Origin of the sequence: Halobacillus shinanisalinarum (assembly GCF_022919835.1) — a bacterium.
Classification (GTDB): domain Bacteria; phylum Bacillota; class Bacilli; order Bacillales; family Halobacillaceae; genus Halobacillus_A; species Halobacillus_A shinanisalinarum.
Window position 1 is genome coordinate 71,826 of record NZ_CP095074.1, and the last position, 24,057, is coordinate 95,882.

Below are 24,057 nucleotides of genomic sequence, written 5' to 3' on the forward strand. Positions count from 1 at the left end.
GTGCGCTTTTCCTGTTAAACTATTATTTTTGTTCTACTTGTCTACTATTCACTTAACACTTGTACAGTAACACTTTGTCTACCAAAGTCTAAAGCATCTTGACGGTTTGGCATATATAGATCTACACGATTTCCGTCAATAGCTCCGCCAGTATCACCAGCAATTGCTACGCCATAACCTTCAACATATACTTTAGATCCTAATGGGATAACATCTGGATCTACAGCAATAACTTTTTGGTTAGGGTTTGCATTTAAATCAATACCTGTTGCTGTTACACCACTGCATCCTGTGCAGTTAGCAGTATAAGCTGTTGCTTCTGCAGTGATCTCTTTTGCAACATCATTACTAGTTGACTGTTCACTAGATTGATCCTGCTCAGCACTTACTGGCTCTGGAGCTGGTGCTTCTTCTTTTTTAGGCTCAGGTTCAGGTGCCTCTTCTTTTTTAGGTTCAGGCGCTGGTGCTGGTGCCTCTTCTTTTTCTGCTTTCTCTGGAACTGGTGCAGAAGCTGCTCCAGCTTTCAATGCAAATTCATCTCCAGGGTGAATCACTGTAGAAGAAAGGTTGTTCCATGCCATCAACTGATCAACTGATATGTTATGTTGTTTAGAAATACCAGATAGGGTGTCACCAGATTTCACTGTGTATGTCGTGCTCGTTTCAGTTGAAGTTTCACCTGTTACAGTAAGTTTTTGTTTAGGATAAATTAAATTTGAATTTAGATTGTTCCATGCTTTTAGCTGATCCACTGTTACATTATTATTGTTTGAAATACCCCAAAGAGTATCACCTTTATTGACTGTATATTCTTCAGCACTAACAGATGTTGCGAATGCTCCTGTTAATGCAGCGGTAGCAGCTAGAGAAAAAACTGTTTTTTTCATATGTTTTGTGTCCTCCTCTTAATTGATGAGTTGTTTTAACCACAATTAAGATACTAACAGATATATAGATTTTTTTAAGAACAAAAAGCTAACAGTTTCTTTGCAACTATGACACTTACTTTTCACTCAAGTTACAAAGTGGGTATAAAGGTCTATAAACGACATTATTTTTTATATAATAGTCTTAAAAAGTCGAATAACGCGTATTATTTTTCTTTTTTCAATAGGAAAAATTAAATATTATATAGAAATCAAGAGTCTCATGATTAATAAAAACCTGCCCTAATTGGACAGGTTTTTATTAATTAATCTTGATTCTTGTTATTCTGACAAAGCGGCAACTTGCTTTTGAACAGATGGGTCTTGTAGATATTCATCATAGCTCATCTCTTTGTCAACAATCCCCTGAGGTGTAAGCTCAATAATACGGTTAGCAATTGTTTGGATGAATTCATGGTCGTGGGAGGCAAATAAGATTGATCCCTTAAAGTTAATCAGTCCTTTGTTTAATGATGTAATCGATTCAAGATCCAAGTGGTTCGTTGGTTCATCAAGCAAAAGAACATTGGACCCGGACAACATCATTTTAGAGAGCATGCAACGCACCTTCTCTCCTCCTGAAAGTACGTTCGATTGTTTCAATGCTTCTTCCCCTGAAAATAACATCCGTCCTAAGAAACTTCTAAGGAATGTTTCCGTTTGATCTTCAGGTGAGTATTGGCGCAACCACTCTACTAGGTTCAAGTCAGCACGATCAAAGAATTCAGAGTTATCTTTTGGAAAGTAACTCTGTGATGTCGTTACTCCCCATTTAAATGTTCCTTCGTCTGGTTCGACTTCACCCATTAGAATTTGAAAGAGAGTTGTTTTTGCCACTTCATTACTTCCTACAAAAGCAATTTTATCATCTTTATTCATTGTAAAACTTACATTATTAATTACTTTGATTCCATCAACTGTTTTTGACAGGTTCTCAACAGTCAGTAAATCATTTCCAATTTCCCGATCTGCTTTAAAGGCAATGTAAGGATATTTTCTTGAAGAAGGTTGAATGTCATCTAAAGTAATCTTTTCAAGCAGTTTCTTTCTCGAGGTCGCTTGTTTCGACTTTGAAGCATTCGCACTAAAGCGCGCAACGAATTCTTTTAAATCCTTAATTTTTTCTTCTTTTTTCTTATTCTGTTCTTCGGCCATTTTTTGAGCAAGCTGACTGGATTCATACCAGAAGTCATAGTTTCCTACGTAGATTTGAATTTTGCCAAAGTCTAAGTCAGCGATGTGGGTACAGACGTTATTTAAGAAGTGACGGTCGTGGGAAACAACGATCACGGTATTTTCAAAATCAATTAAGAAATCTTCAAGCCACTGAATAGCTTTTATATCCAAATGGTTTGTCGGCTCATCAAGAAGAAGAACATCTGGATTGCCAAAAAGTGCTTGAGCTAGCAAGACTTTAACCTTTTCAGAACCAGTTAACTCTGTCATTTGCTTGTCGTGCAAATTCTCTTTAATTCCGAGCCCCGTTAGTAGGCGCGCCGCTTCAGAATCAGCTTCCCAGCCGTTCATCTCAGCAAATTCACCTTCGAGTTCAGCTGCTCTCATCCCGTCCTCTTCTGTAAAATCGCCCTTCATATAGATGGCGTCCTTTTCCTGCATGACTTCATAAAGTCTTGTATGACCCATAATAACAGTCTCAAGCACTTTGTATTCATCATACTCGAAGTGGTTCTGTTTAAGTACAGCCAGACGCTGGTCATTCTTTAGGGAAACGTCACCTGTCTGTGGTTCTAATTCCCCGCTTAATATCTTTAAAAATGTTGATTTTCCTGCCCCGTTTGCACCGATTAAACCGTAGCAATTACCGGGGGTGAATTTTATATTGACGTCCTCGAATAACTTCTGATCCCCGAAACGAAGACTAACATTAGTTACATTTAGCATTACGAATCCTCCAGTATTTGAGTCTATAACATTCAAATTATATCATTCATTATAGGAATCGAATAGGTATTCCCTTATTTTTGACCGGAAAAATCAGCATTTTCGTCTAACCATTCATTAAACAGAAGAAAATCCTCTTCCACCACTTGCTGATAATGCTTCGACCATACATTTATTTGCTGAATGAATTCTTTCTGATTTCGCTGAATCGCATCTAGAATAGCTTCTTCACTATGATAATCCATCAAACCGTTCTCGATATCGGCATCTGCACGAGCGTGGATTTTAGCAGTAATTCTAGCCATCGTTTTGATCGTTTCCAACATAGACTTTGGATCTTGTAAATCCTGAGCTTCCAGTTCGCCGGTTAAGGGGGACCGCTCTCTTACGTAAAAGTCATGTCCCTGTAATGTAAAGTAACCCAAATAAGGGTCCGCCAGGTGATGCATCGATTGCTGAGTATGGACAACCCGTCGCCCTTGATGCTTATGGTCATACCAGAATTTTTCATCGTAGGGAAAGAAGTAGGCCGGTATCGGCGCTCTTGCCTCTTTAGCTTCTAAAATGATGTTTTGCCCATGTTCCCCTTCAATTAAGATATAGTATCTTTCTAACCCTGTTGACCCAATCCCCGCTCCTTCTTTTTTCATGACATCCTTAACCGAATAGTAATTTCTACGTTTCTTTACAGAAGCTGGAATGGAATCGATGTAATCCTCCCAAATACTAGTGAATTCCTTTCTTTCTGAAGTTGAAAGGGATAGGAGGTGATCGTCCCCCATAAGCCATTGAATCGAATCATACTTGTTAACGGATTCATCAAGCTTATGTGCCGTCTGACGTTGTTCAAGATTATCAAGAACCCTCTTAATTGATGCCTTCGTGTTTACCTTGGTAAACTGAAGTTGAACAGGATCATTGGCTCCTGATTGAAAGTCTTCAAGCTGCTTAATATAATGAGTTAAAAAACTTTCAACAAACGTATCAGCATCCTCTTCATTATAGCCATGTTGGCTGCTCATTAAACGAATACTTACGACCATACGCATCACATCATACAAATAGGAACCAAAGTAACCCTCATCAAAATCATCGACATCAAACACGATTTCCTGATGTTCATTTTGGAAAGCACTGATATTATCAAAATGCAGATCCCCTAGCAGCCATGTAGGACGATCTTCAGGTGTATGAAAAGTAAATGGAAGATCTGTTACATCATAATAAAATAAATAAGCACTCCCCCTAAAAAAGCTGTACGGGTTCTCTCTCATCTTATTATACTTTTGTTTCCTATGTTCCTTTGATAAACCCATCAGCTTGCCATCAAATTGATTAAGAATTGTATCGAGTACCTGCTTTCTCAAATATTTCTTCGTTTCTATAATGTCATTCCTAATATTCTTTTTCATCGTTATTCCCGTCCTTCTTTATCAAACTATACGTAGCATTCCCCAGTTGAATTAGCAAGAAACAATGTACAATAAAAAAAACGCGATTTTATAGAAACAAAAAAGACTCTCATGATGAGAGCCTCTCTTCCTTATGACTTATAATATAAGCTATTATTTTCAACGACTTGAAGTACTTTGGTGCTTGCTTCCATCTCATTTTTGCAGATGGGACAAATCGCTTCCTCATTCGTTCTAAAATTATCTCTCATCCAGCAACTGCAATCCTCAGATTTACATACCCAAATTTTTGTTTCTTCTTCAACTATTTCAGCCTGGTTCTTTTTACCGAATGCCATTTCGAAACCTCCTCTGGACATGAGAATTATGTAAAAGAGACTGACTAGCATCTGAGTCAGTCTCTTTCCACCTTATAATTTAGTTACATTAGCAGCCTGTGGTCCGCGGTTGCCTTCAGTAATCTCAAATTCTACAGTTTGACCTTCTTCAAGGGATTTGAATCCTTCTTCTTGAATGGCGCTGAAATGTACAAATACATCGTCTTCGCCTTCTACTTCGATAAATCCAAAACCTTTTTCAGCGTTAAACCATTTTACTGTACCAGTTTTCATAAAAATGGGTCCTCCAATGTTCCTTAAAATTAATATGCGTTCCATGAATAATGAAAAAAATCACATATTATAAAAAGTACCAATAACCATTGATCACTCTTTATAATAGGTGATTCATTATCTGTTTGGCACGAATTAATATACAAATATTAGAATACAATAATTCACCGGTGAAGTCAAGCAAAGGGTGTAAACACCTGCTCTTTACATTCTATACATCCAATCAGATTTTTATGCTGAGATTTTAAACTTTTTCTATAACCCCGCACGCAATCCTTTTTCCTGCATCACCGCTAGGCTGTGACTGGTAATCATCTGGCCCTTGGTGAATGATGACGGATTTTCCAATGATATCTTCTACTTGAAAGCGATCTGTAAAAAAGATCATGCGTGCACGTCCTTGGTTGGAAAACAAAACAGGGAAGTCACCTGCATGATTACCATGGGGCTGATCATCAGGATTCCAATGCCCTCCAGCTGATTGAAACGGATCCTTTCCATCTCCAATCTCACATACACCCGCTTCATGAATATGAAATCCATGCGGACCAATTTGAACCCCGTCTTTTACTTGAAAGTCGGGTAATCCTTCCACTTGGACAAATACTTCTACCCCGTATGGACGTTGATAAAATTGTGTGATCCCTCTAAGATCAGGAGCTAGCGGGCTCCCCTTGAAATTTACTCTTGCCTGTTCAGGCTGATGGGTAGGTCTTGTGGATGGATAAGGTTGGTTCATATACATGGCTTCTCCTCCTTTTATACCAATATATGCTGCTGACTCTTGAAACATGTCCATTATAATTCACAGCAATTATTTGATGTGCTAAATTCCTTTTAATGTCTCAACAAGTAAAAGGAGAGTTCTTATGAAGAACACATGGATCACTGCGATTATTGAAACAAAAGCAATATCAACAAGTGACACAGCTTATTGAAAAACTTCGTAAAGGTGCAGAAGTGAAAGTCATATTGTAAGTAGAGAATAAAAAGATCCTGGACAAGTTTTCCAGGATCTTTTTTATGATTTTAAAGAATACTCTTTAAATGGTTATATTGTTCTTGTAAGTGCGAAACGTCAACTGGATGTTCAAGGCTGTATCTCAACCTGTTGAAGCTATAGTCCAGTTCCTCTATCCACCCATCAACAGCCTGATGTAAAGCATGGCTCCACTTATCTGTGTAGTGCTCTGCTATCTCATCTTTTACTTGATTAATCTGCTCATAGAGAGGAACATCCACTCTTTCACTCAACTGATCTTTCATTTGTTGTTTCGCATTTTGTTCAAAAAACGATTTCGTTCCCTTAAATAACCGTAAAACATCAGAAATATCAGCTTCAGACAAAGGCAAGGGCTGCTCAATCATAGGCGGTGCTACACTAGTCCACTCGTAATCACTAAGCGCAAGTGTATGTTTGACTCGCTTGAGCTCTGCTTCATAGTCCTTTTTATACTGCTGCACCAATTCCTTAATGAAGGTTTCAATTCTAAGGGTAACGGCTTTTAACTCCTGGTTCATTTCGAATTCTACCTCTTGAAGCAACTCCTCGGCAGCTTCCCGTAACTGTTCCCTAGCTTCAGCCCTATCTCCATGGATCGACGCAGGATTGAAATGATTTTTAAAATAGTCGTTAAAGTTCAACATCATTCGTTGATGAACAAAGTGAAGCTGTTTCTCCACTTTCTGGGCAATCGCTTTTTCTCCGCGCGTTTCAAATCTTGTCTTTAGAATTTGCCTCGCCTGGTCTTGCTCACCAATAACAGACTTCAGCTTCTCTTCTCTTTCCCGCTCATTTAACGTAGCGTTTTCGATCACAGATTCTAAAGAAGTGGCCGCTTCAGAAAGGTCATGTTCAATTGAATGATGAAGCACTTCTGTCAGTTCTTCCTGTAGAAACTGCTCAAAACGATCTTCAAATAATGGTAATCCACTGTCATTTGACTTCATTGTTTGTTTTTCTTTTAATCCTTGCAAGCTGGACAATGAAAAAATGCGCGGATAACGAATGTGAAATTGAGAAAGCTGGTTCCTCAAATAGTTCTCCACTTGATGCTTCTCTTCATCATTTTCAGCTAAATCCGCAGCATTGATAATAAAAAACATTTTATCCATCGAAAATGCGTCTTTTACACGTCCCAACTGGGTTAAAAATGATTGATCTGCTTTTGAAAAAGGGTGGTTATAATAAGTGACAAATAAAATGGCATCTGCATCTTTTATATAATTGAAGGACACATTTGTATGTCTGGCGTTGACAGAGTCTGCACCAGGTGTATCGACTAGCGTAATGCCTGCACGGGTCCATTCACAATCATAGTAAAGTTCCATCCACTCAATGAAACACGATTTTCTCTCTTCAGATACATAAGAAGCAAAACCGTCGAGGGTGATCGTTATTTCCTTGTTAACATGTTGTTTCATCTCTTCATATCCGTCTACAAAAGCGTCCAGGAAAGAACGCTTCTTGTGATCAAGCTTTTGTAGTTGTTCTTCCGGTAAAGAAACAATACCTTGATAGGCTGAAGCCAAACTATCATATCGCTCAAACACTTTTTTTCCAACCAACGCAATATCTTCTAACAATTGCTGCTCAGCTTTTACTTTAACAGTCACCGTTTGGTGAGGGTGCTGCTCTGTAGGGGCTGTAATTTTATTAATCGTTGCTGTCGTTGGATTAGGAGAGACAGGGAGTACTCGGTCTCCTAATAAGGCATTGGCAAATGAAGATTTCCCAGCACTGAAGGCTCCAAACAAAGCTATCGTATACCGTCGCTGATCAAGTCTCAGCTGTTTGTTATGAAGTTGTGAAATGAGATTTTCAAACCCGTCTATATTCTTTAAGATGTCCCGGGCTTCAGCAGCTTTTCTTTGGATCAGTTCGCTTTTAGTCCTGCTTTCCCCTGTAAGCGACTGCCCTTCATCCTGTTTTTCTTCATATCCGCCCGGTCGCTCCTCGACAAAGGACAGCCGCTGACTGGACTGAATCTTTATTTGCGAGCTGCGTTTTTGCAAAGCTTGAGTAACCTGCTGATGTACTTCATCAGAAAGCAGCTCATCATTAGAAAAAGTGTCCTCAAGATTTCGCTTTACCTGTTGTATCTTTATATTAAGCTTATTGAGTTCTTCCTCCGCATCAGCCTTATTATGGTAAGCGGCAAATAGTTGTTCATGTGCATGCAATTCTTGCTCATTCCTGTTTTGTAAAACGACTTCAACCTCTTCCCACCAATCGTATAATTGCCCTCTAATCTGCCGCTGAATATCTTTAGACAGTTGGTCCGTATAACGAAGCACATACTCTCCTGTCACAGAGGCACCTGATTCAATTAATTCGTGCAAACGTGAAGATGTGTATGTTACTTCAAAAGACTGCGCATCATGAATAAGGGAACTATTTGTTATTTCAAACTCTTCCATTAATCGAAGCATCCGTTCACGTAGAGGCCACGTAACGTTCTTTTCTATGGTTTCCTTAAGCTTGCTATAGAAACTTTCCAATCGAATGTTTCTTTCTTCTTCTGTTCTTTTCTTAGCCATAATCATTCCGACTTTAAATGATGGCTGCATTGCTTCTAAATACAAACGCGCTTGTTCGCGCAGTTCACTTGGCATTAAATAGGCATTTGATATAAACTTTAAGACCCGCTCATCAAATTGGCTCTTTGCCTTAGGGATTCTCTGCTTTTGGATTTCGATTAGTGACTGTGAATCCTCGAATTCCTGTTCAGCAATCGTCCGTTCTCCCTGCTCAATTTGATTGTTTAGGAGATCAATTTGTTCCTCAAAATTGGAGATATAATCCCTTATGCTTTCCTTTATAATCTCCTGTGCATGGTTCAAGGCCATTTGATCAATCGGTGTCGTATCAAATTGTTTGCGGAAACTAGCCTCCACTTCCTCTATTTGATTGGCTGGATGAGTCAAATCCCTCAACGAGGTGTAATAAATGTTCTCAGGCTCAATCCCCCACACGCCTAAAGAAGAAATAACACTGCTCTTAAACTGTCCAAAAGTTAACTCTTCTTCATTATGTTTATCGACTTGGTTAATAATAATTGAAAAAGGGATCTTACGTTGTTGCATTTCAAGAAGAAACCCCAAATTTACTTCAGATTGTACGTGATTGTAATCCATTACATAATACATGTAATCCATTACATGCAAGGAAGATTCAGTAATTAAACGATCAGCATCTCTCGTGGAATCCACACCTGGTGTATCTAAGATCTTTACGTGTGCTGGGAGATCATCTAAGGGCCTATGGATTTCCAACCCAGTAATTTTCTCGCCTTCCCGACACATCGCTTGAATGGTGTCTATATCCACCGCTCCTTCGTACTTAACCGGAATATCTTCACTAAAATCAGCTATTGTTGCCGGAGAACCATTTGATAATTTGACTATGTTTGCACTCGTTGGAATCGGACTGGAAGGAAGGATGGGCTGACCAACGATATGGTTAATCATCGTCGACTTTCCTGCTGAGAAATGGCCGGCAAAGCCAAGCATAACTTCCTGCTTATTCACCTTCTCAATAAGTTCTAATATTTTTTTAGCTTGTAACTGATTATCCTTAGCAAGCTCACTATAAAGCTTTTCAAGGCGAGTGAGCGTCTGCGTATGCGCTTCTACGGTGGGTACAGACATCATTAAGTCTCCTTTTTACTTGTCAGTTAGTTCTAGTTTACTCAACATTGATAGCAAGTCTCAAGTCATTTATCTATTATGATAGGATTTCTCCCCGTTCGACTGTAAATACAGGTCAATTCCTTTCACTGGCAGTTTTGTCGTAAACATTTCAGTAAGCTGCATTCTATAACCTTCTGAAACATAAGGTGCGGCACCTAGGTAAATTTCCTTAGCATAGTGAAGTGGGGGAATTTTATCTGCTTGTTTAGCAGTAACAGTAAACGATAATGCTCTATAGTCTATTCCCTGGCAGGAAACGTTGATAATCACAGGTCTATAAGCACCAGCGTACACTCCCTCTCTTTCATACAAATAATCAATTGCCGGTGGTTTTACCTTATACAGAAGACCTTCTACACAAGCATTCGGTTCTTCTTCAATATCAGCCCTCCCCCCATCAGGGACATGATAGGAAAATCGCAAGCGATACTTTTCTAGGGCGGCACCGCCTAATACCTCCTGGAAAAGAGTATCTACATGAGCACGTTTAAAGCGTCTATTATCCATGCACGATCCATAGGCAAAATAGTAAGTCTCTGCTCGCTTTAGATATTGTGACACCTTCCAGTTTCCATGGGGCACGATTTTCTCACCCTTCACTTTCTCTGTACCGACATACACAAAAACACGTAGAGTCCCTTGATCTGTATGTACGCTTACCATTTGCCGATCAAATAGTGATGTGGCTTTATTACCATTATACCCCTCTAATGTGTCCAGCTGTATAAGCACCTCATCCGATACATCGTAGATTTCACCATATGTAATGTCCGTTTCCGAAGGCCTCAGATAAGGATAGTAGGAGTCGCTCTGTAACAACGTACCGTTAACCCAGGCCTGTTCTGAGAGCAAGATTGAGTCAACTAACATCTCATGATTCCTTTCCCCCATACATAGGGATCCATAAACAAAAACACGCACGCTTATCTCCCCCTTTTTATATCAAAATAGGATAACAGGTTATAAGCGCTAACAGCAGATTTTACGGCCTGTACAACCGCTCGTTCAACTACATAACATGCCAGGGAGCTTAAAGCATTTAAGTCTACCCTTACTTCATTTGTAGTCATTGCAAATAATGTATCACCATCTACAAACGTATGAGAGGGTTTTATCGTTCGTGCAAAACCATCATGAGCAATGGAAGCTAGTTTATTTGCTTGCGGTTTCGACAGCATTGCATTGCATGTAATGATACCAATGGTAGTATTTCCGCTAAATCGATTGGTTTCAGTCTTGTTCATGTGTTCAACGAGAGCACGCTCACTGTCTACGAAGCATTGTTTTTCTCTATCATAAGCCCCCGCTATTCGTTCACCAGTTAGGGGATCGACAATATCTCCAAAACTGTTCACTGCAATCACTGCCCCCATTTTCAATTCACCGACTTCAACCGCATAATGCCCTATCCCACCTTTCATGACAAAAGAGGGACCAAGTAGTTTACCGACAGATGCCCCCGTTCCGGCGCCCACGTTCCCTTGTAGAAAAGGCAGTCCTTGCAGAGCATTCTGTGTAGCGTCTCTCCCCATTTGCTGATCAGGACGAACTTTACCATCGCCAACCATCAAGTCAAATAAAATAGCACCAGGAACAATCGGCACTTTAGTAACCTCTACATCAAAGCCAACCCCCCTCTTTTCAAGCTCATCCATCACCCCTGAGCCTGCATCTAATCCGAATGCACTCCCCCCTGATAAAAACACCCCATGTACTTGGTCGATCAAATTTTCTGATTGTAATGCATCCGTTTCCCGGGTTCCAGGTGACCCTCCCCGTACAGATACACCCGCCCGTGCCCCTTGTTCGCATAGGACAATAGTACAGCCTGTCCCTGCTTCTGCGTCGTCTGCATGGCCAAAAGCAAACCCAGCGATCGATGTGATAGGAAGTTCTTTCACAGTCTTCATCCTTTCTCTTAGAGGGTGTTCTAAAAATCACCAAATGAAAAACGGCGATTTTGAACACACACGCTTATGTTTTTATTTTAGTAAAAAAGGTAATCTTAATCTATGGAGGTGTTGAAATGCCACGAAAACAAATGATCGTCCATGGCAGGGTGCAAGGAGTCGGTTTCCGTGCGACTATTGAACAGTTAGCAAAGCAGTATGGTCTTACAGGGTGGGTGAAAAACAAACCTGATGGAACCGTTGAAATCGAAGCGGAAGGATACGAGAATGAACTCTCTTCTTTTATAGAAGTGGTAAGAGCAGGACCAAATAATTTTGCCAAGGTTCAGGCACTTGATATCAAAGATTTGGAAAATGAAAACAGCTACAGTAACTTTAAAATCATCCATTAAGATGGACCGCAGAAGCTGATTTCTGCGGTCTTCTTGTTAGGCGATGTTACTTCAACACCTTCCTGCGTTCTCTCACAAATCAACTCAGCTTATGCTAGTCGTGTCTACCAGGGTGCTTCCGCTTTTCTTATTTGTGCATGGGTCTTACGATGACTTCATTTACGTTGACGTAGGAAGGCTGGGTGACGGAATAGGCGACTGCTTTTGCGATATCTTCAGAGTTAAGTGGGGTCATTTCTTGTTGTTTAAACATATCCAGGACGTCTCCGTCAGTAATGTGCTCGGTTAACTCTGTATCGACAGCACCAGGCGATATGTTGGTTACGCGTACACCAGATCGTGATAGTTCTTTTTCCATTCCCATAGATAAGGCGCGTACAGCATACTTCGTTGCACTATACACGGTACTGGATGGGAAGACCTCATGTCCGGCAACGGAAGACACGTTTACAACATGTCCCTCTTCTTGCGCGATCATTTCGGGTAGGGAGGCATGAACACCGTAAAGAACTCCCTTAATATTGACATCGACCATTTGCTCCCATTCGTCAATGTGGTCATTTTTCAAGAACGATAGAAGCATGACGCCGGCGTTATTTATATATATATCAATACTGCCAAAATGAGCTTTCGTTTCTTTGACCAAGTTTTCGACATCTGCCCGCTTTGTCACATCTGTTTCGATAACTTTTGCTGTAACGTTGTATTCTTTTTCCACGTCGTCTGCTAGTTGCTGCAAACGTTCAGACCTTCGGGCGGCTAAGACTACATTGGCCCTTCTTTCGCCAGATGGTTAGCGATAGATTTACCGATCCCGCTACTTGCACCGGTGATAATAGCTGATTTGTTCGTTAATTTTCCCATTCTAAACCTCCTTTATGACTACATCCCTTATTTACCCGATCCAACTAGAATGTAGGATATAGGAATCGATATGAAAAAGAAGCCATCTCCTTTACAGAGATGACTTCCCGTATGTGCCTTACTGTTCTTCAAAAAACTTGCGGTTTAATTCGATGTATTTATTTTCCTCTTCTGGAATCTCATCTTCAATGTAAATGGCCTCAACAGGGCAGACCGCCTCACATGCCCCACAGTCAATGCAAATGGCTGGATCGATATAGAACATATCTTTTCCTTCTTCGATACAATCGACTGGACACACGTCTACACATTCCCCTGCTTTTTCATCTTTACAAGGTGAAGTAATAACAAATGCCAAGGGTATCTCCTCCTTCTTTTATAAATAAACGAGTGCTTATATTTTTATGACATAATCTAAGGAAATGATAAACACCACATATTATGATAACGGTTATAGATAAAAAGTGCAATTGTCCGACAAGGGATTCCTTAAATCTACATTCACGACTAGTCTTCCCAAATTCGCTCCACAGTATATTCTCCGCCCTGTTTTTGTATTAAAAAGATATCTGGCCTTGAGAGTCGCTTCCAATCTGCAAAGCCAATTTCCCGGTTATATTTTTGTAGAAGTAACGCTAACAAATTGCCATGGGTCACTAGCAGAACATTGCCTTCCTCGTTTTCAAGTTCATCGATAAGCGATAGTACACGTTCTCTTGCTTCAGTGGAGGATTCACCGCCGGACATTTTAAGTTCAGGGTCTCTGAAGGTATCATGAAGCACTTCTTCCCAGTCATCAAGAGGATCGTGACTCAAGATGCGTTCTTCTAAACGCTCGTCTCTTTCGATCGTCACGCCATTATTTTCAGCAAACGGTTTAATCGTCTCGATCGCACGCAAAAACGGGCTCGAAATGATCCGATCAATTTTATAACCTGAATGCTGCAGAAATGTAGATAATACTTGGGCTTGACGTACTCCTAACTTTGTTAAAGGTGAGTCTTCATGCTGGCCTTCTGTTTCACTGTGCCGCACTAAAATAAGTTTGTCCATGGATGGACCATCCCCCTTATTGCTTATCTTACCCCCATTATCGCTGATGTAAAAGATATTGACAAGGAAAGGTAGACCATTTGTTCTTTTTTATATGAAATCATGACAATGTTCATATTAATTTATTCATGTGCTCCCCGTGCACTTGCATATTAAGAATTCAAATTATATTACATGAAGTAGCCTCTACACCATATTGTAAAAACAGCTGAGTATAACCAACTCAGCTGTTTACTAATTCTTAAAAATATTCTTTATAAAAACCGCCTACTCGCCCCGAATTATCAATAATAAAATAAAATTCTTCACTTTCGTTTTTCACATCATATGTTTTACCAGGTGTCAGCATATTATTGACGACAAATTTTTTAGCATCATTGTGCACACATTCAATTTGCTTGATTGTTTCATTGTTTTCCCAATTTTTATGGATCATACTTAGCCTCCTTTATTTGTGTTTAGTATACAACGATTAGTCTATCGGCTCAATCGATTCTTCTCCATATGAAGGCTCCGTCCCGAAAAAATCAATCCTATTGTCATACAAGCGGACGTTTAGACTGTCTTTGAAGCAGCCATTTTAATAGCAGCGGCATAAACAAGACGATCGTCAGCAGCCTTATCGTTTGCAGCGAACTTACAATCGCGGGGTTCGCCCCTGCATCCTGGGCAGTAAGTGCCATCTCTACTAATCCACCTGGCGCTAAACTCAAAATAGCTGTTATCAGTTCCATACCTGTCCACTTCGATAAAAAAAGGCCAAATAGGAACGAAAAGGTGATGAGTAACAAGGCGAGACTAAAGAATAATCCGCAGTAACGTCCGGCACGTATCACATCTTTTAGCACAATTTTATTTCCTAAATGTACCCCTATCGTAAGCTGGGCCCCTATAAAAAAGACTGTAGGTAAGGAGTAGAGTGACAGACCGGCAGTTTGACACACACCAATGATCAACATGGGCAGAATAATAAGCGACGCAGGGATTTTCTGCCGAAGAAAATAGCCTGCCGCCAAACTTAATAAATAAATGAAAATAGTCCAGTAATCGCCCGAGGTTGCATCAGAGGCAGATGGGATTGATTGATTTGCTTCACTAGTGTTTAACCAATGCGTTGCTGCAAAAGGAATAATAAATAATACAGATAATAAACGAATCGTGTGAAAAATGGTCACTAATACCGTATTACCTTGCAAAGATTCACTTACAGCGATCATAGCAGATAAACCGCCTGGGACACTTCCAATCATTGTTGTCGTCGGATCGATATCAACTTGTTTCGATAAAATACAAGCAAACAATAAGCTGATCGCAATAATGGTGAATGAAAAAAGACTGTATGGGAGCAAGTATGGCCCAACAGTTGTCCATGTATCGGCTTGAAAGGTTAGCCCGATTTGGACACCTAATAACCAGAAACCAAGATCTCGCAGACGTGAACTTGAATTGGTCTTTTGTTCTCCACTCATTTTGTACAGAATAAGTGCGGTCACAGGTCCTAATATCCATGGGAGCGGCAAGGAAAAATAATTAAAAGCCATCCCTCCGGCAAAAGCAGCGAAGTAGGTTATGACGTAATCTTTATGCAAAACAAATTTCACCCTTTTCTATGGACAGACACTAGCCCTGGCGACCCATATTGGTTATTGAGGATAGAGGAATCGTCTATAAGAGGATGTTCAAAAAGTCATCAAATGATCCACGGCGAGTTTCTTCGGTCCTCACGTAGGGAAAGGCATACGCTGTGGTTCTCAAAACTGAACACACACTAGACAATAAGAAATATGTAAATTTAATATAGACAACCGCCTTCTACCCTCTGGAGACGGTTATCTATCGAACAACTTTATCTGAGTTTCATCATTTAAATAAGTGAGTCAAATACCCATAGCCTTCCTGATTCATATCCTCTACTGGAATAAACTTCATGGCAGCGGAATTGATGCAATAGCGTAAACCGCCCTTTGCAGTTGGACCATCCTCAAACACATGTCCCAAATGGGAATCAGCCCGATCGCTACGAACCTCTGTCCGGATCATGCCGTGGGTCTGGTCCACATGTTCGTTCACTTGTTGTTTCTCAATCGGTTTCGTAAAGCTTGGCCATCCACAACCGGCATCATACTTATCCTTTGAACTAAATAAAGGTTCTCCAGATACAATATCAACATAGATCCCTTCACCCTCGTGATCGTTGTATTCATTCTGAAAAGGACGTTCGGTTTCATTTTCCTGTGTGACCTTATACTGAATATCTGTCAGCCGTGACTTTAGTTCATGTTGATCTTTTTTGTAATTCCAATGATCTTTAATAAAATCGGCACGACCCGAACCTTTTTTATAGCGCTTATAATGGTAAGCATTCTTCTTATGATATTCTTGATGCTTGTCCTCTGCCTGGTAGAAGGTATCTGCTGGTAAAATCTCAGTTACAATTGAACTCTTAAATTTGCCTGATGCTTGCAATTTCTCCTTGCTTGCCTCGGCAATCTGTTTTTGTTCGTCTGTATGGTAATAAATGGCTGTTGTATAAGAGTGGCCGCGATCGGCAAACTGACCACGATCATCCGTTGGGTCTATTTGCTGCCAAAAGATTTCAACTAGCCTTTCGTAAGGAAAAATCTCGGGGTTATACAAGATTTGCACTGCCTCGCGGTGACCGGTAGATTCAGTGATCACACTCATATACGTTGGATTTTCAGTATGCCCGCCTGTATAGCCTGAAGTGACAGATTCAATGCCTGGTCTTTCCTCAAATGGTTCAACCATGCACCAGAAGCATCCGCCAGCAAAGGTCGCTTTTTGTAATTGTTGATTCATCATAAACCTCCTCGATAGAAAAACATTGGTTCTCTTTTATTCTTTCTAATTTTATAAAAAAAATCAAGAAACCTGCCCGGCCTAAATATATAACTTAGGCTGGGAAGTTCCTTGCTGTTTTTTTTGAACTTCAGGTTCATGGTTTGAACTTACAGCTTCACTTACACTCTCGGATGATTGGTCATCGTTATCATTTTCTTCTTCCGTTTCTTCATCTGATTCGTTCATTAACTTCATCATATTGATCATCGCCGGAATATTTTTGACCATTGGCCCGTATTGTTGAACCATTGGAGCAGCAGATTGCACTGCCTTCAAAGCCCCTTGAAGGTTCCCTAACCAATTTGCTCCACCGCTAGCAGCCGTCTGTGCTGCAGAAGTGGGAGGAAACGCGCTAGTAAAAGGACTAGCACCAAATGATGATGGACCACCAAAGGATCTTGCACCTGCACCACCGCCACGGTTTAAGAAAGGGGCTAAGAACTTCCTCATTCCTTGCGGCTGTTGATATCCTGGATACATTCCTCTTCCCATTCCCATCGGACCATATGGTGGTTGATTTCTATAAAACATACTGGACTCCTCCGTCACTTGTTTTAACATAGCCTATGCGGGGGATATGATACTGAGTGGGCTATTATAATTGACGTGTTGAGTCCGGAAGAGCCCAATCAATAGGTGTTTCGCCGATTGATTCAAGAAAGGAGTTCGCTTTAGAAAACGGACGGCTTCCAAAAAAGCCACGGTGGGCAGATAAAGGACTAGGGTGCACCGATTGGATCACCTCGTGCTTGTCTCGGTCGACAGATGCCGCCTTCTGTTTGGCTTGATTGCCCCATAAAATAAAAACGACCGGCTTTTCTCGTTCATTTAGTGCTTCAATCACACGATCAGTAAACGTCTCCCACCCCATTCCTTTATGAGAATGAGCCTGATGTGCTCTGACTGTTAAGACATTATTCAGAAGCAAGACTCCTTGCCGAGCCCAAGATAATAAATTTCCGTGATTGGGTGGTGATATAGCTAAGTCATTCTCTAACTCTTTATAAATATTACGCAGGGATGGCGGAACGGCTACACCTTGTTTCACAGAGAAACTAAACCCATGAGCCTGATTTTCACCATGGTAGGGATCCTGGCCGATAATTACAACCTTTGTATCTTGGTAAGGAGTTTCATGAAAGGCTGCATAAATATCATTCATGTGAGGAAACACCCTATTCGATTGATATTCTTGTTTTAACCTTTCCCTTAATTGTAAGTAATAAGGTTTATTTAACTCATCACCAAGGATTGCTTCCCAGTCATTTTGAAAAATTCTCATCCCCATCTCCTTTCTAGTGTGTGTTCAAAAACGAAGACATTCGCCGTTGATCATTTGATGACTTTTTGAACATCCTACATTATTTCCACTGTAGTTCCCCTATTATTTCCCGGGCAAGCGCAGGAAGTGACAAAAGTGCGTATTACAAGGGATTCTAGTTGACAGAATAAAGTGAAATTAATCGATATTTGCAAATGGTTGTATTGTCTTTTAACACAATTTCCTCAATCATTCCTGTTCCGATTTGATCAGATTTTCTAGTTCTCCGTACGTCAACCTTTTCGTTCATTGGAAATAACTTATATCCATCAAAAACAATTTGGAATAAATTATCATTTGAATGAACCCTTTCCTCATGTCCTTCTGTAATTAACGACCATTCCATTGATAAAGGTGTAGACATAAAAATGTACCCTCCCCTATTCTTCATTTATTCATAGTCTAGCTTGAAGCAGCAGACCTGTCACGTAACTTGAGAACTTTTTTATTGAAAATTGAACTGCACCGTTGAACCTTCTACACCTGTGTGAATATGAAGCTTAGCAGGAATTTCTTCTTTCAATTGCGATACATGGGAAATAATGCCGAGTATCCGGTTTCCATCTTGTAATCCTCTTAGGCAGTTGATGGCTTGTTCAAGGGACAGTTCATCTAGCGTGCCGAAACCTTCATCAATAAACAGTGTATCGAGCTGGACCCCGCCGGCATGCGATTGGACAACATCGGCCATCCCTAATGCCAAACTTAAACTGGCCTTAAACCCTTCCCCACCTGATAACGTTTTGACAGATCGCTGCTGGCCTGTATGATGGTCGATCACTTCTAAATCTAACCCGCTTTGGGCCCCTTTTTTAGCGACTGCATCACTCCTTATCAACTGATAACGATGGTCACTCATTTGATCTAAACGTACATTCGCCTGTATTAGAATTTCGTCTAAATACGATGCAAGTACATAACGCTCCAAGGAAAGCCTTAGGTGGTTATTCCCTTTAGCAAGATTCGCAAGTTCAGCTAGATCATAATATTGTTTTGCTTTATCACGTTGACCCTCAAGCAACCCTTGCATATTCTCGTGCAGATTCTTATTTTGTTTGTAGCTGATTTCCATTTCATTCAAGGTTTGTTGACTTGTTTGCACGTGTTGTTTTTTATACTGCCATGTTTGGTAAAGCTCATCAAGCTTTGGCCTTTCCTGGTCGGAAAGACGGCTGGCCACTTCCTTCATTCTCTGCTCAACAATGGCTACTCGTTGATGATAGTGATTGAGTTTCTGATCGAGAGAATCGACTTCTTCCTTAGGCAGTAGTGCGTTTTTATAGTCGTCAACGGATTGAAAATGAAATTGGTCGAGCGTTTGATTAAATTGTTGTTGTTTGTCGGTTAGTAAGTTTTGCGCTTTTTGCACAAATTGTTCGACCTGTTTTTCTTCAGTAACTGATTCTTGCAGCATTTGTTCAATTTTTTGGTAATTCCTATGAATCGCTTCCCATTCTTCCAAAGCTTCCTTGTATTGCTTTTCGCTTTTCGTAACAAGCAGATCCATTTCGTTTCGATCCACCGTATCAAACGTATAGGTCTGCTTCATTTGGTCCCGTTGTGATGAGCAGCCAACTCGCTCCTGCAGTAAGGTATTGTACTGTTTATTGTGTTCCTCTTCTTCTTTCATCACATGGTTGACTTGTTCCTCAAGGGAAGCAAGCTGTTTTGCAGCCTCTTGTATAGATACAAGTCGCTGATCAAGCTCAGTTAATTTTTGTTCATGGTTCTGCAGCTGTTCAGTTATATGAGCATACACTTTGTCGATTGCTTGGTTCGACTGCGCTTCCATTTGTTGCTCAAAAGGTTTGAAAAGGGTCTCAACCAGTTGCTTTTGTGATTCTCCCTCTGCCTTTATGGTCAATAGCTGTTCTTGTTTTTCTTGAAAGGTCTGATCTGCTGATTCGTAGGCCTTTTTAAGTTGATCGATAGCTTCAGCACTTTGTACACCTGGTGGCTTCGTCGCTAAGGATGGATGCTTATGAGCCCCACATACAGGACAGGCCTCTTCCTCATGTAATCCAACGGCTAAATGGTAAGCATGGTGTTGCTTTAATTCATCAACTGCTGTATCGTAATTGTCTTTTGCAAGCCTTCGCTCTTCTTTTGTTTCGTTAAAGGAGCTGGCTAGTGTCGCGTAACGAGACCGCAAGTTGTGCAGCTTAATCCATTCATTTTTTAGAGTGACTATATCCTTCTTCTGGCGTTTAAGATCATCCACTTTCTCTTTATGAAAGTATTTGTCAGCTGTCACTTCTCTTTCACTAGCAGACTTCTTTGTCAGCTCCTGCTTTTGTGTTGCTAATTTTTCCTTCTGGCCTTTGATTTCATCAAGTTTGTTTTTCTCTTGAGCCACCCGTTTATCGTATTTATCCACTTCATCTTCTAAACAGATAAGTTCATCTAGTTTTTCCCTCATCTCTTGTTTCCGTTTCCATTGTTCCTTCAACTGTTCTCGGTATGATTCGTTCTCCGCCTCCTGTTGGTAACTGGCAGCGGTTTCTTTAAAACTTTGTTGTATTTGAACCTTTATTTTCTCTTTTTCCTGCTGATCTTCGCTAAGTTTTTTTAATTCAGATTGACGATCCTTGAGCTGTCGTTCATAAGGGAGAACTTGAAGTGCTTGTTTAGCAGCTGTCACTTTTTGCGCCAAAGCTTGGAAAGACTGTTTTTGGCTGATCAGCTCGCTGTTCTCTTTTTGTAATATTTCTTGTTCTTTAAATAATTCCTCCATGGCTTTCGCCTCATGGTACTGTTCCTGGACTTGATCAGTTTGCTTCACTAAGGCCTGTACTTGTACTGACTGCTCTTCCTTTTCCTGTTGCTGTGTGGTCAGTCGGGTGTGTAAACGCTCAAGGATATAATCCGGATCTTCACTTTTCGAGTCAACCGCGTCTTCTTCTCCCCAATCGATACGGTTTACAACCTGATCAATTTCCCATTGAAACTGTTCAATTTCTTTTTCTAGCGACTTTGACGAATCCTTGAAATAATCGGTTAACTGAGCAAAAAAGTGAGTCCTGAAGATACGTTGTAAGATCTCTTCCCGTTCCTTACTATTTTCAGAGATCAACTTTCTAAATTCTCCTTGAGGAATCATGATCATCTTGCGAAATTGCTCATAATCTAAACTGAGCAGCTGCTCTATGTTGTCATTGACCTCTTTAACTTTCGAAGCAAGCAATTGTTCGTTACCATCAGGAAGCTCCATAAAGAGTTCAGCTCTGGTTGGTTCATCTTTAAAGCCTTCCCCTCGCTCTTTTTTCCTTACTTGTTTCGGCATCCGAACAACCCTGTATTCTTTTCCACGCAGACGAAAATGGAAATGAACATAAGTTGTTTCATTTGGTTCGGAAAAGTGACTCCGCAATGTATCCTGATCCCGATCTGTTCCACTAGCCCTGCCATAGAGAGCAAAACAGATGGCATCAAAGATCGTCGTCTTCCCTGCCCCAGTAGGTCCCGTAATCAAAAAAATAGATTCTTCCCCAAGCTCGGTGAAATCGATGACTTGTTTTTTCTTATAGGGACCAAACGCGTTCATTGTAAGCGTTAATGCTTTCATCGTTACTGTCCCCTTTCTTTCTGTTTCAACGTTTCAATTGCTTCTCTGACTAGTTTTGTCCGATGCTCAGACATAGAGTTATCCTTAATATCTTGATAAAAAGATGCAAATAGAGTGTCAGGGGATAACTGCTGACGTTCTTTCATTTTACTAACATCTTCAAGTTTCGATGGGTTAGCTGAAGTCACACGTTCAAGATGTAATATATTAGGGTACACCTTTCTTAGTTTTCCCATCGGGTCTATCAGCTGCCCATCATCTAGTAAACGAACATGGAGATAGCTTTCGTGATTGTCTGCTGCCTTTCCCTGTAATAATTCATCAAAATAGCCTTCGATTCGCTCGAAATCACGCGTAGGGTGTAAAGGGACTTTATCTATTTCCGTATCCCCTTTTTCATCGACATCAACAATGGTGACAGATTTGTTATGATTCACTTCTGAAAAAGAGTATTTCAGAATAGACCCACTATAACGAATGTTTTCTTTACCTACTTTTTGGGACTGATGCAAGTGGCCTAAGGCAACATACGTGAACGCTTCAAAAAGATTCGCATCTATATAGGGGCTGCCTCCAATCATCGACAATCGCTCTTCAGATTCAGATTCCATCCCCCCTGCTAAAAAGGCATGGCCAATCCAAACATGACGCTCCTTCATATTATATTTTTCTTTAATGTGAGCAATAAGCTTTGCTGCTGCCTGTTGGTGGGAACGTACCTCATGATCATCAAACATATAGGCAACTTCTGCCGGTTCAACATACGGGATCAAGTGAAAATGAATCGGTCCGTAGTAATCATGGATGGTCACAGCTTGATAATCTTTCGAGAGTTTTGTATCAAGATAAAGCTCTTGCTTTCTAAATAACTGCGATCCAAATTCCAGTCTATCTGGACTATCATGATTACCTGAAATGGCCAGCACCGGAATATTAAAATCATTAATAAGTGTAGTGAACGTATCATTCAACAATTCGACAGCCTGCTTAGGAGGAATAGCACGATCATATAAATCGCCCGCAATAATGATGACATCCGGCTGTTGTTGTTCAACGATAGTTAGGAATTGTTCAAGAATATACTCCTGATCTTCAGTCATATATACATTATTGACGATTTTACCTAAATGCCAATCTGCTGTATGTAAGATTTTCACGGGAAACCCCTACTTTCTAAAATAGGTTGATAGATTATATACTATTATTATACTAGATGATGAAAAGCTTGAAAAAATAAAAGATACCCCATGAGTGAGATATCTTTTAGAAAATTAATCGCCTTCTTCTATCTGATAAGCATCATATAAGCGGTCAAATACCGCTAACGCATTTGTAAAGGGGATATTCCATTCCAGATAGCTGCTTAATTCATGATAAGCGGTAGCTTGCTTAGGAAAGCTGTGATCCTCAAACATCCAGTCGGCCAGCTGTTTTTCATCATCAGCCTGTTTATTACCCCGATAACGCATCATATAATGATAAAATGATCTCATATCCCTCTCTCCTCTTTAATTATTCCTTTGATTATGTTTTATCACGTTCGTCCTATTTAAGCAAAACATTACCTGTTAGTGTGTGTTCAAAAAGTTGAAGAATGAGAACGTCGACAAAGATCGTCACATCCTGTGACAAGTCGACATGAGCACGTTCCTTGTGCGTCGAAAGAAGTTCGAGGCGCGAAAGTTTTGAGGACCGGAAAAACCGAGCAACGAAGAAATTCGCTGTTTATCATTTGGTGACTGAACACTCTCTGTTAAAAAAGAACTCTCTATAACAGAGAGTTCCCATCTTTGTATTATTCATCCATAAACTCCTGGTGAGCCTTAAGCTTTCTACGGTAAACAACTCTAGATAAAATTATACTCACTTCATACAAAATAATTAGCGGAATAGCAACGACAAGTTGCAATACAAAGTCAGGCGGAGAAATCATCGTTCCAATAATAATCAGAACAAAATAAGCATACTTTCTAACTTTAACGAGCCATTCCGGATTGACTATCCCTAAGCTTGTAAGAAACATTACAATAATAGGAATTTCAAAAAGAAGGGCAAATGGAATGGTTACACGAAAAACGAATTTAAAATAGCGTTCGACTGTAAATAGCTCATTAAACATCCCATCATTTAACGATAACAGAAACGGCAGGATAAGCTGTACAAATACTGTATAGCCAAAGCTTAATCCGGCTACGAAAAGTAAAAAAACAGCAGGTATGTAAGCTAAAGAAACTTTTCGCTCCTTAGGAGTAAGGGCAGGCTTTACAAATAACCAGAGCTGAAGACTTAACATAGGCAGTGTGGCTACAAGTGCAACTAGGCTGGCCATCGTAAAAAAAATCCAAATAATTTCGCCAGGACTTGTCATATTAAGTTCAAATGGAATATCTTTTTCAAAAAAGCTATAAATTTCTCTAACATAAATAAACCCTAAAATAAAGAAGAGGATAAACGTCGCCAATGTCCATATAATTCGCTTTCTCAATTCACTTAAATGGTCGGTGACATTCATCTCTATGTCTTTACTATTAAATTCTTCGGACATCT

22 protein-coding genes and 1 pseudogene are annotated in these 24,057 nt (G+C 40.2%); 1 reads left to right on the forward strand and 22 read right to left on the reverse strand.

Annotation, left to right across the window (positions count from 1 at the left end; genetic code table 11):
- Nucleotides 1-44 precede the first annotated feature (44 nt).
- The 9 genes from MUO14_RS00370 to MUO14_RS00410 all read right to left on the reverse strand — a co-directional run bounded on the left by MUO14_RS00370 (nt 45) and on the right by MUO14_RS00410 (nt 11,444).
- Nucleotides 45-887 (reverse strand): 3D domain-containing protein, encoded by an 843-nt coding sequence (locus tag MUO14_RS00370; protein ID WP_244753098.1) that lies wholly within the window; start codon nt 885-887, stop codon nt 45-47.
- A 321-nt stretch (nt 888-1,208) separates the two neighbouring features.
- Nucleotides 1,209-2,828, reverse strand: a complete 1,620-nt coding sequence (locus MUO14_RS00375; protein WP_244753099.1) for an ABC-F family ATP-binding cassette domain-containing protein — start codon at nt 2,826-2,828, stop codon at nt 1,209-1,211.
- A 74-nt stretch (nt 2,829-2,902) separates the two neighbouring features.
- On the reverse strand, nt 2,903-4,240 hold the full coding sequence (locus MUO14_RS00380) for a DUF2252 domain-containing protein (RefSeq protein ID WP_244753100.1): 1,338 nt from the start codon (nt 4,238-4,240) through the stop codon (nt 2,903-2,905).
- A 131-nt stretch (nt 4,241-4,371) separates the two neighbouring features.
- On the reverse strand, nt 4,372-4,578 hold the full coding sequence (locus tag MUO14_RS00385; protein ID WP_244753101.1) for a cold-shock protein: 207 nt from the start codon (nt 4,576-4,578) through the stop codon (nt 4,372-4,374).
- A 72-nt stretch (nt 4,579-4,650) separates the two neighbouring features.
- A complete protein-coding gene (locus MUO14_RS00390; RefSeq protein ID WP_244753103.1) occupies nt 4,651-4,851 on the reverse strand; it encodes a cold-shock protein in 201 nt (66 codons plus the stop codon).
- A 244-nt stretch (nt 4,852-5,095) separates the two neighbouring features.
- Complete coding sequence (locus MUO14_RS00395; RefSeq protein WP_244753104.1) at nt 5,096-5,596, reverse strand: superoxide dismutase family protein; 501 nt, start codon at nt 5,594-5,596, stop codon at nt 5,096-5,098.
- A 284-nt stretch (nt 5,597-5,880) separates the two neighbouring features.
- The gene (locus tag MUO14_RS00400) at nt 5,881-9,501 is read right to left on the reverse strand and encodes a dynamin family protein (RefSeq protein ID WP_244753105.1); all 3,621 of its coding nucleotides are present in this window, start codon (nt 9,499-9,501) and stop codon (nt 5,881-5,883) included.
- Between the two features lie 69 nt (nt 9,502-9,570).
- Complete coding sequence (locus MUO14_RS00405; protein ID WP_244753106.1) at nt 9,571-10,464, reverse strand: gamma-glutamylcyclotransferase family protein; 894 nt, start codon at nt 10,462-10,464, stop codon at nt 9,571-9,573.
- A gap of 2 nt (nt 10,465-10,466) precedes the next feature.
- Nucleotides 10,467-11,444 carry a P1 family peptidase gene (locus MUO14_RS00410; RefSeq protein ID WP_244753108.1) on the reverse strand — a complete coding sequence of 326 codons (978 nt, stop codon included), beginning with the start codon at nt 11,442-11,444 and terminating at the stop codon, nt 10,467-10,469.
- Nucleotides 11,445-11,569: 125 nt separating this feature from the next.
- On the opposite strand from MUO14_RS00410, the gene MUO14_RS00415 reads away from it, so the two are divergent.
- Nucleotides 11,570-11,845, forward strand: a complete 276-nt coding sequence (locus MUO14_RS00415; RefSeq protein ID WP_244753109.1) for an acylphosphatase — start codon at nt 11,570-11,572, stop codon at nt 11,843-11,845.
- 127 nt (nt 11,846-11,972) lie between these two features.
- Here MUO14_RS00415 and MUO14_RS00420 read toward each other — a convergent pair.
- The 13 genes and pseudogenes from MUO14_RS00420 to tatC form a co-directional block, all read right to left on the reverse strand.
- Nucleotides 11,973-12,709 (reverse strand): annotated as a pseudogene (locus MUO14_RS00420) (SDR family oxidoreductase).
- Between the two features lie 118 nt (nt 12,710-12,827).
- The gene (locus MUO14_RS00425) at nt 12,828-13,067 is read right to left on the reverse strand and encodes a ferredoxin family protein (protein ID WP_244753111.1); all 240 of its coding nucleotides are present in this window, start codon (nt 13,065-13,067) and stop codon (nt 12,828-12,830) included.
- Between the two features lie 149 nt (nt 13,068-13,216).
- Entirely contained in the window at nt 13,217-13,762 is a 546-nt protein-coding gene (locus MUO14_RS00430) for a histidine phosphatase family protein (protein ID WP_244753112.1), read from the reverse strand.
- Nucleotides 13,763-14,003: 241 nt separating this feature from the next.
- Nucleotides 14,004-14,198 (reverse strand): DUF6501 family protein, encoded by a 195-nt coding sequence (locus MUO14_RS00435; RefSeq protein ID WP_244753113.1) that lies wholly within the window; start codon nt 14,196-14,198, stop codon nt 14,004-14,006.
- 103 nt (nt 14,199-14,301) lie between these two features.
- The gene (locus MUO14_RS00440; protein WP_244753114.1) at nt 14,302-15,351 is read right to left on the reverse strand and encodes an AbrB family transcriptional regulator; all 1,050 of its coding nucleotides are present in this window, start codon (nt 15,349-15,351) and stop codon (nt 14,302-14,304) included.
- Nucleotides 15,352-15,622: 271 nt separating this feature from the next.
- Nucleotides 15,623-16,582 carry a peptide-methionine (R)-S-oxide reductase MsrB gene (gene msrB, locus MUO14_RS00445; RefSeq protein ID WP_244753115.1) on the reverse strand — a complete coding sequence of 320 codons (960 nt, stop codon included), beginning with the start codon at nt 16,580-16,582 and terminating at the stop codon, nt 15,623-15,625.
- Nucleotides 16,583-16,663: 81 nt separating this feature from the next.
- Complete coding sequence (locus tag MUO14_RS00450) at nt 16,664-17,155, reverse strand: VrrA/YqfQ family protein (RefSeq protein ID WP_244753116.1); 492 nt, start codon at nt 17,153-17,155, stop codon at nt 16,664-16,666.
- 64 nt (nt 17,156-17,219) lie between these two features.
- The gene (locus MUO14_RS00455; RefSeq protein ID WP_244753117.1) at nt 17,220-17,906 is read right to left on the reverse strand and encodes a uracil-DNA glycosylase; all 687 of its coding nucleotides are present in this window, start codon (nt 17,904-17,906) and stop codon (nt 17,220-17,222) included.
- 154 nt (nt 17,907-18,060) lie between these two features.
- The gene (locus MUO14_RS00460) at nt 18,061-18,309 is read right to left on the reverse strand and encodes a DUF2584 family protein (protein ID WP_244753118.1); all 249 of its coding nucleotides are present in this window, start codon (nt 18,307-18,309) and stop codon (nt 18,061-18,063) included.
- A gap of 81 nt (nt 18,310-18,390) precedes the next feature.
- Nucleotides 18,391-21,510 carry an AAA family ATPase gene (locus MUO14_RS00465; protein ID WP_244753119.1) on the reverse strand — a complete coding sequence of 1,040 codons (3,120 nt, stop codon included), beginning with the start codon at nt 21,508-21,510 and terminating at the stop codon, nt 18,391-18,393.
- A 2-nt stretch (nt 21,511-21,512) separates the two neighbouring features.
- The gene (locus tag MUO14_RS00470) at nt 21,513-22,667 is read right to left on the reverse strand and encodes an exonuclease SbcCD subunit D (RefSeq protein ID WP_244753120.1); all 1,155 of its coding nucleotides are present in this window, start codon (nt 22,665-22,667) and stop codon (nt 21,513-21,515) included.
- A 114-nt stretch (nt 22,668-22,781) separates the two neighbouring features.
- On the reverse strand, nt 22,782-23,003 hold the full coding sequence (locus tag MUO14_RS00475) for a YozE family protein (protein ID WP_244753121.1): 222 nt from the start codon (nt 23,001-23,003) through the stop codon (nt 22,782-22,784).
- A gap of 302 nt (nt 23,004-23,305) precedes the next feature.
- Nucleotides 23,306-24,055 carry a twin-arginine translocase subunit TatC gene (gene tatC, locus MUO14_RS00480; protein ID WP_244753122.1) on the reverse strand — a complete coding sequence of 250 codons (750 nt, stop codon included), beginning with the start codon at nt 24,053-24,055 and terminating at the stop codon, nt 23,306-23,308.
- Nucleotides 24,056-24,057: the final 2 nt, after the last annotated feature.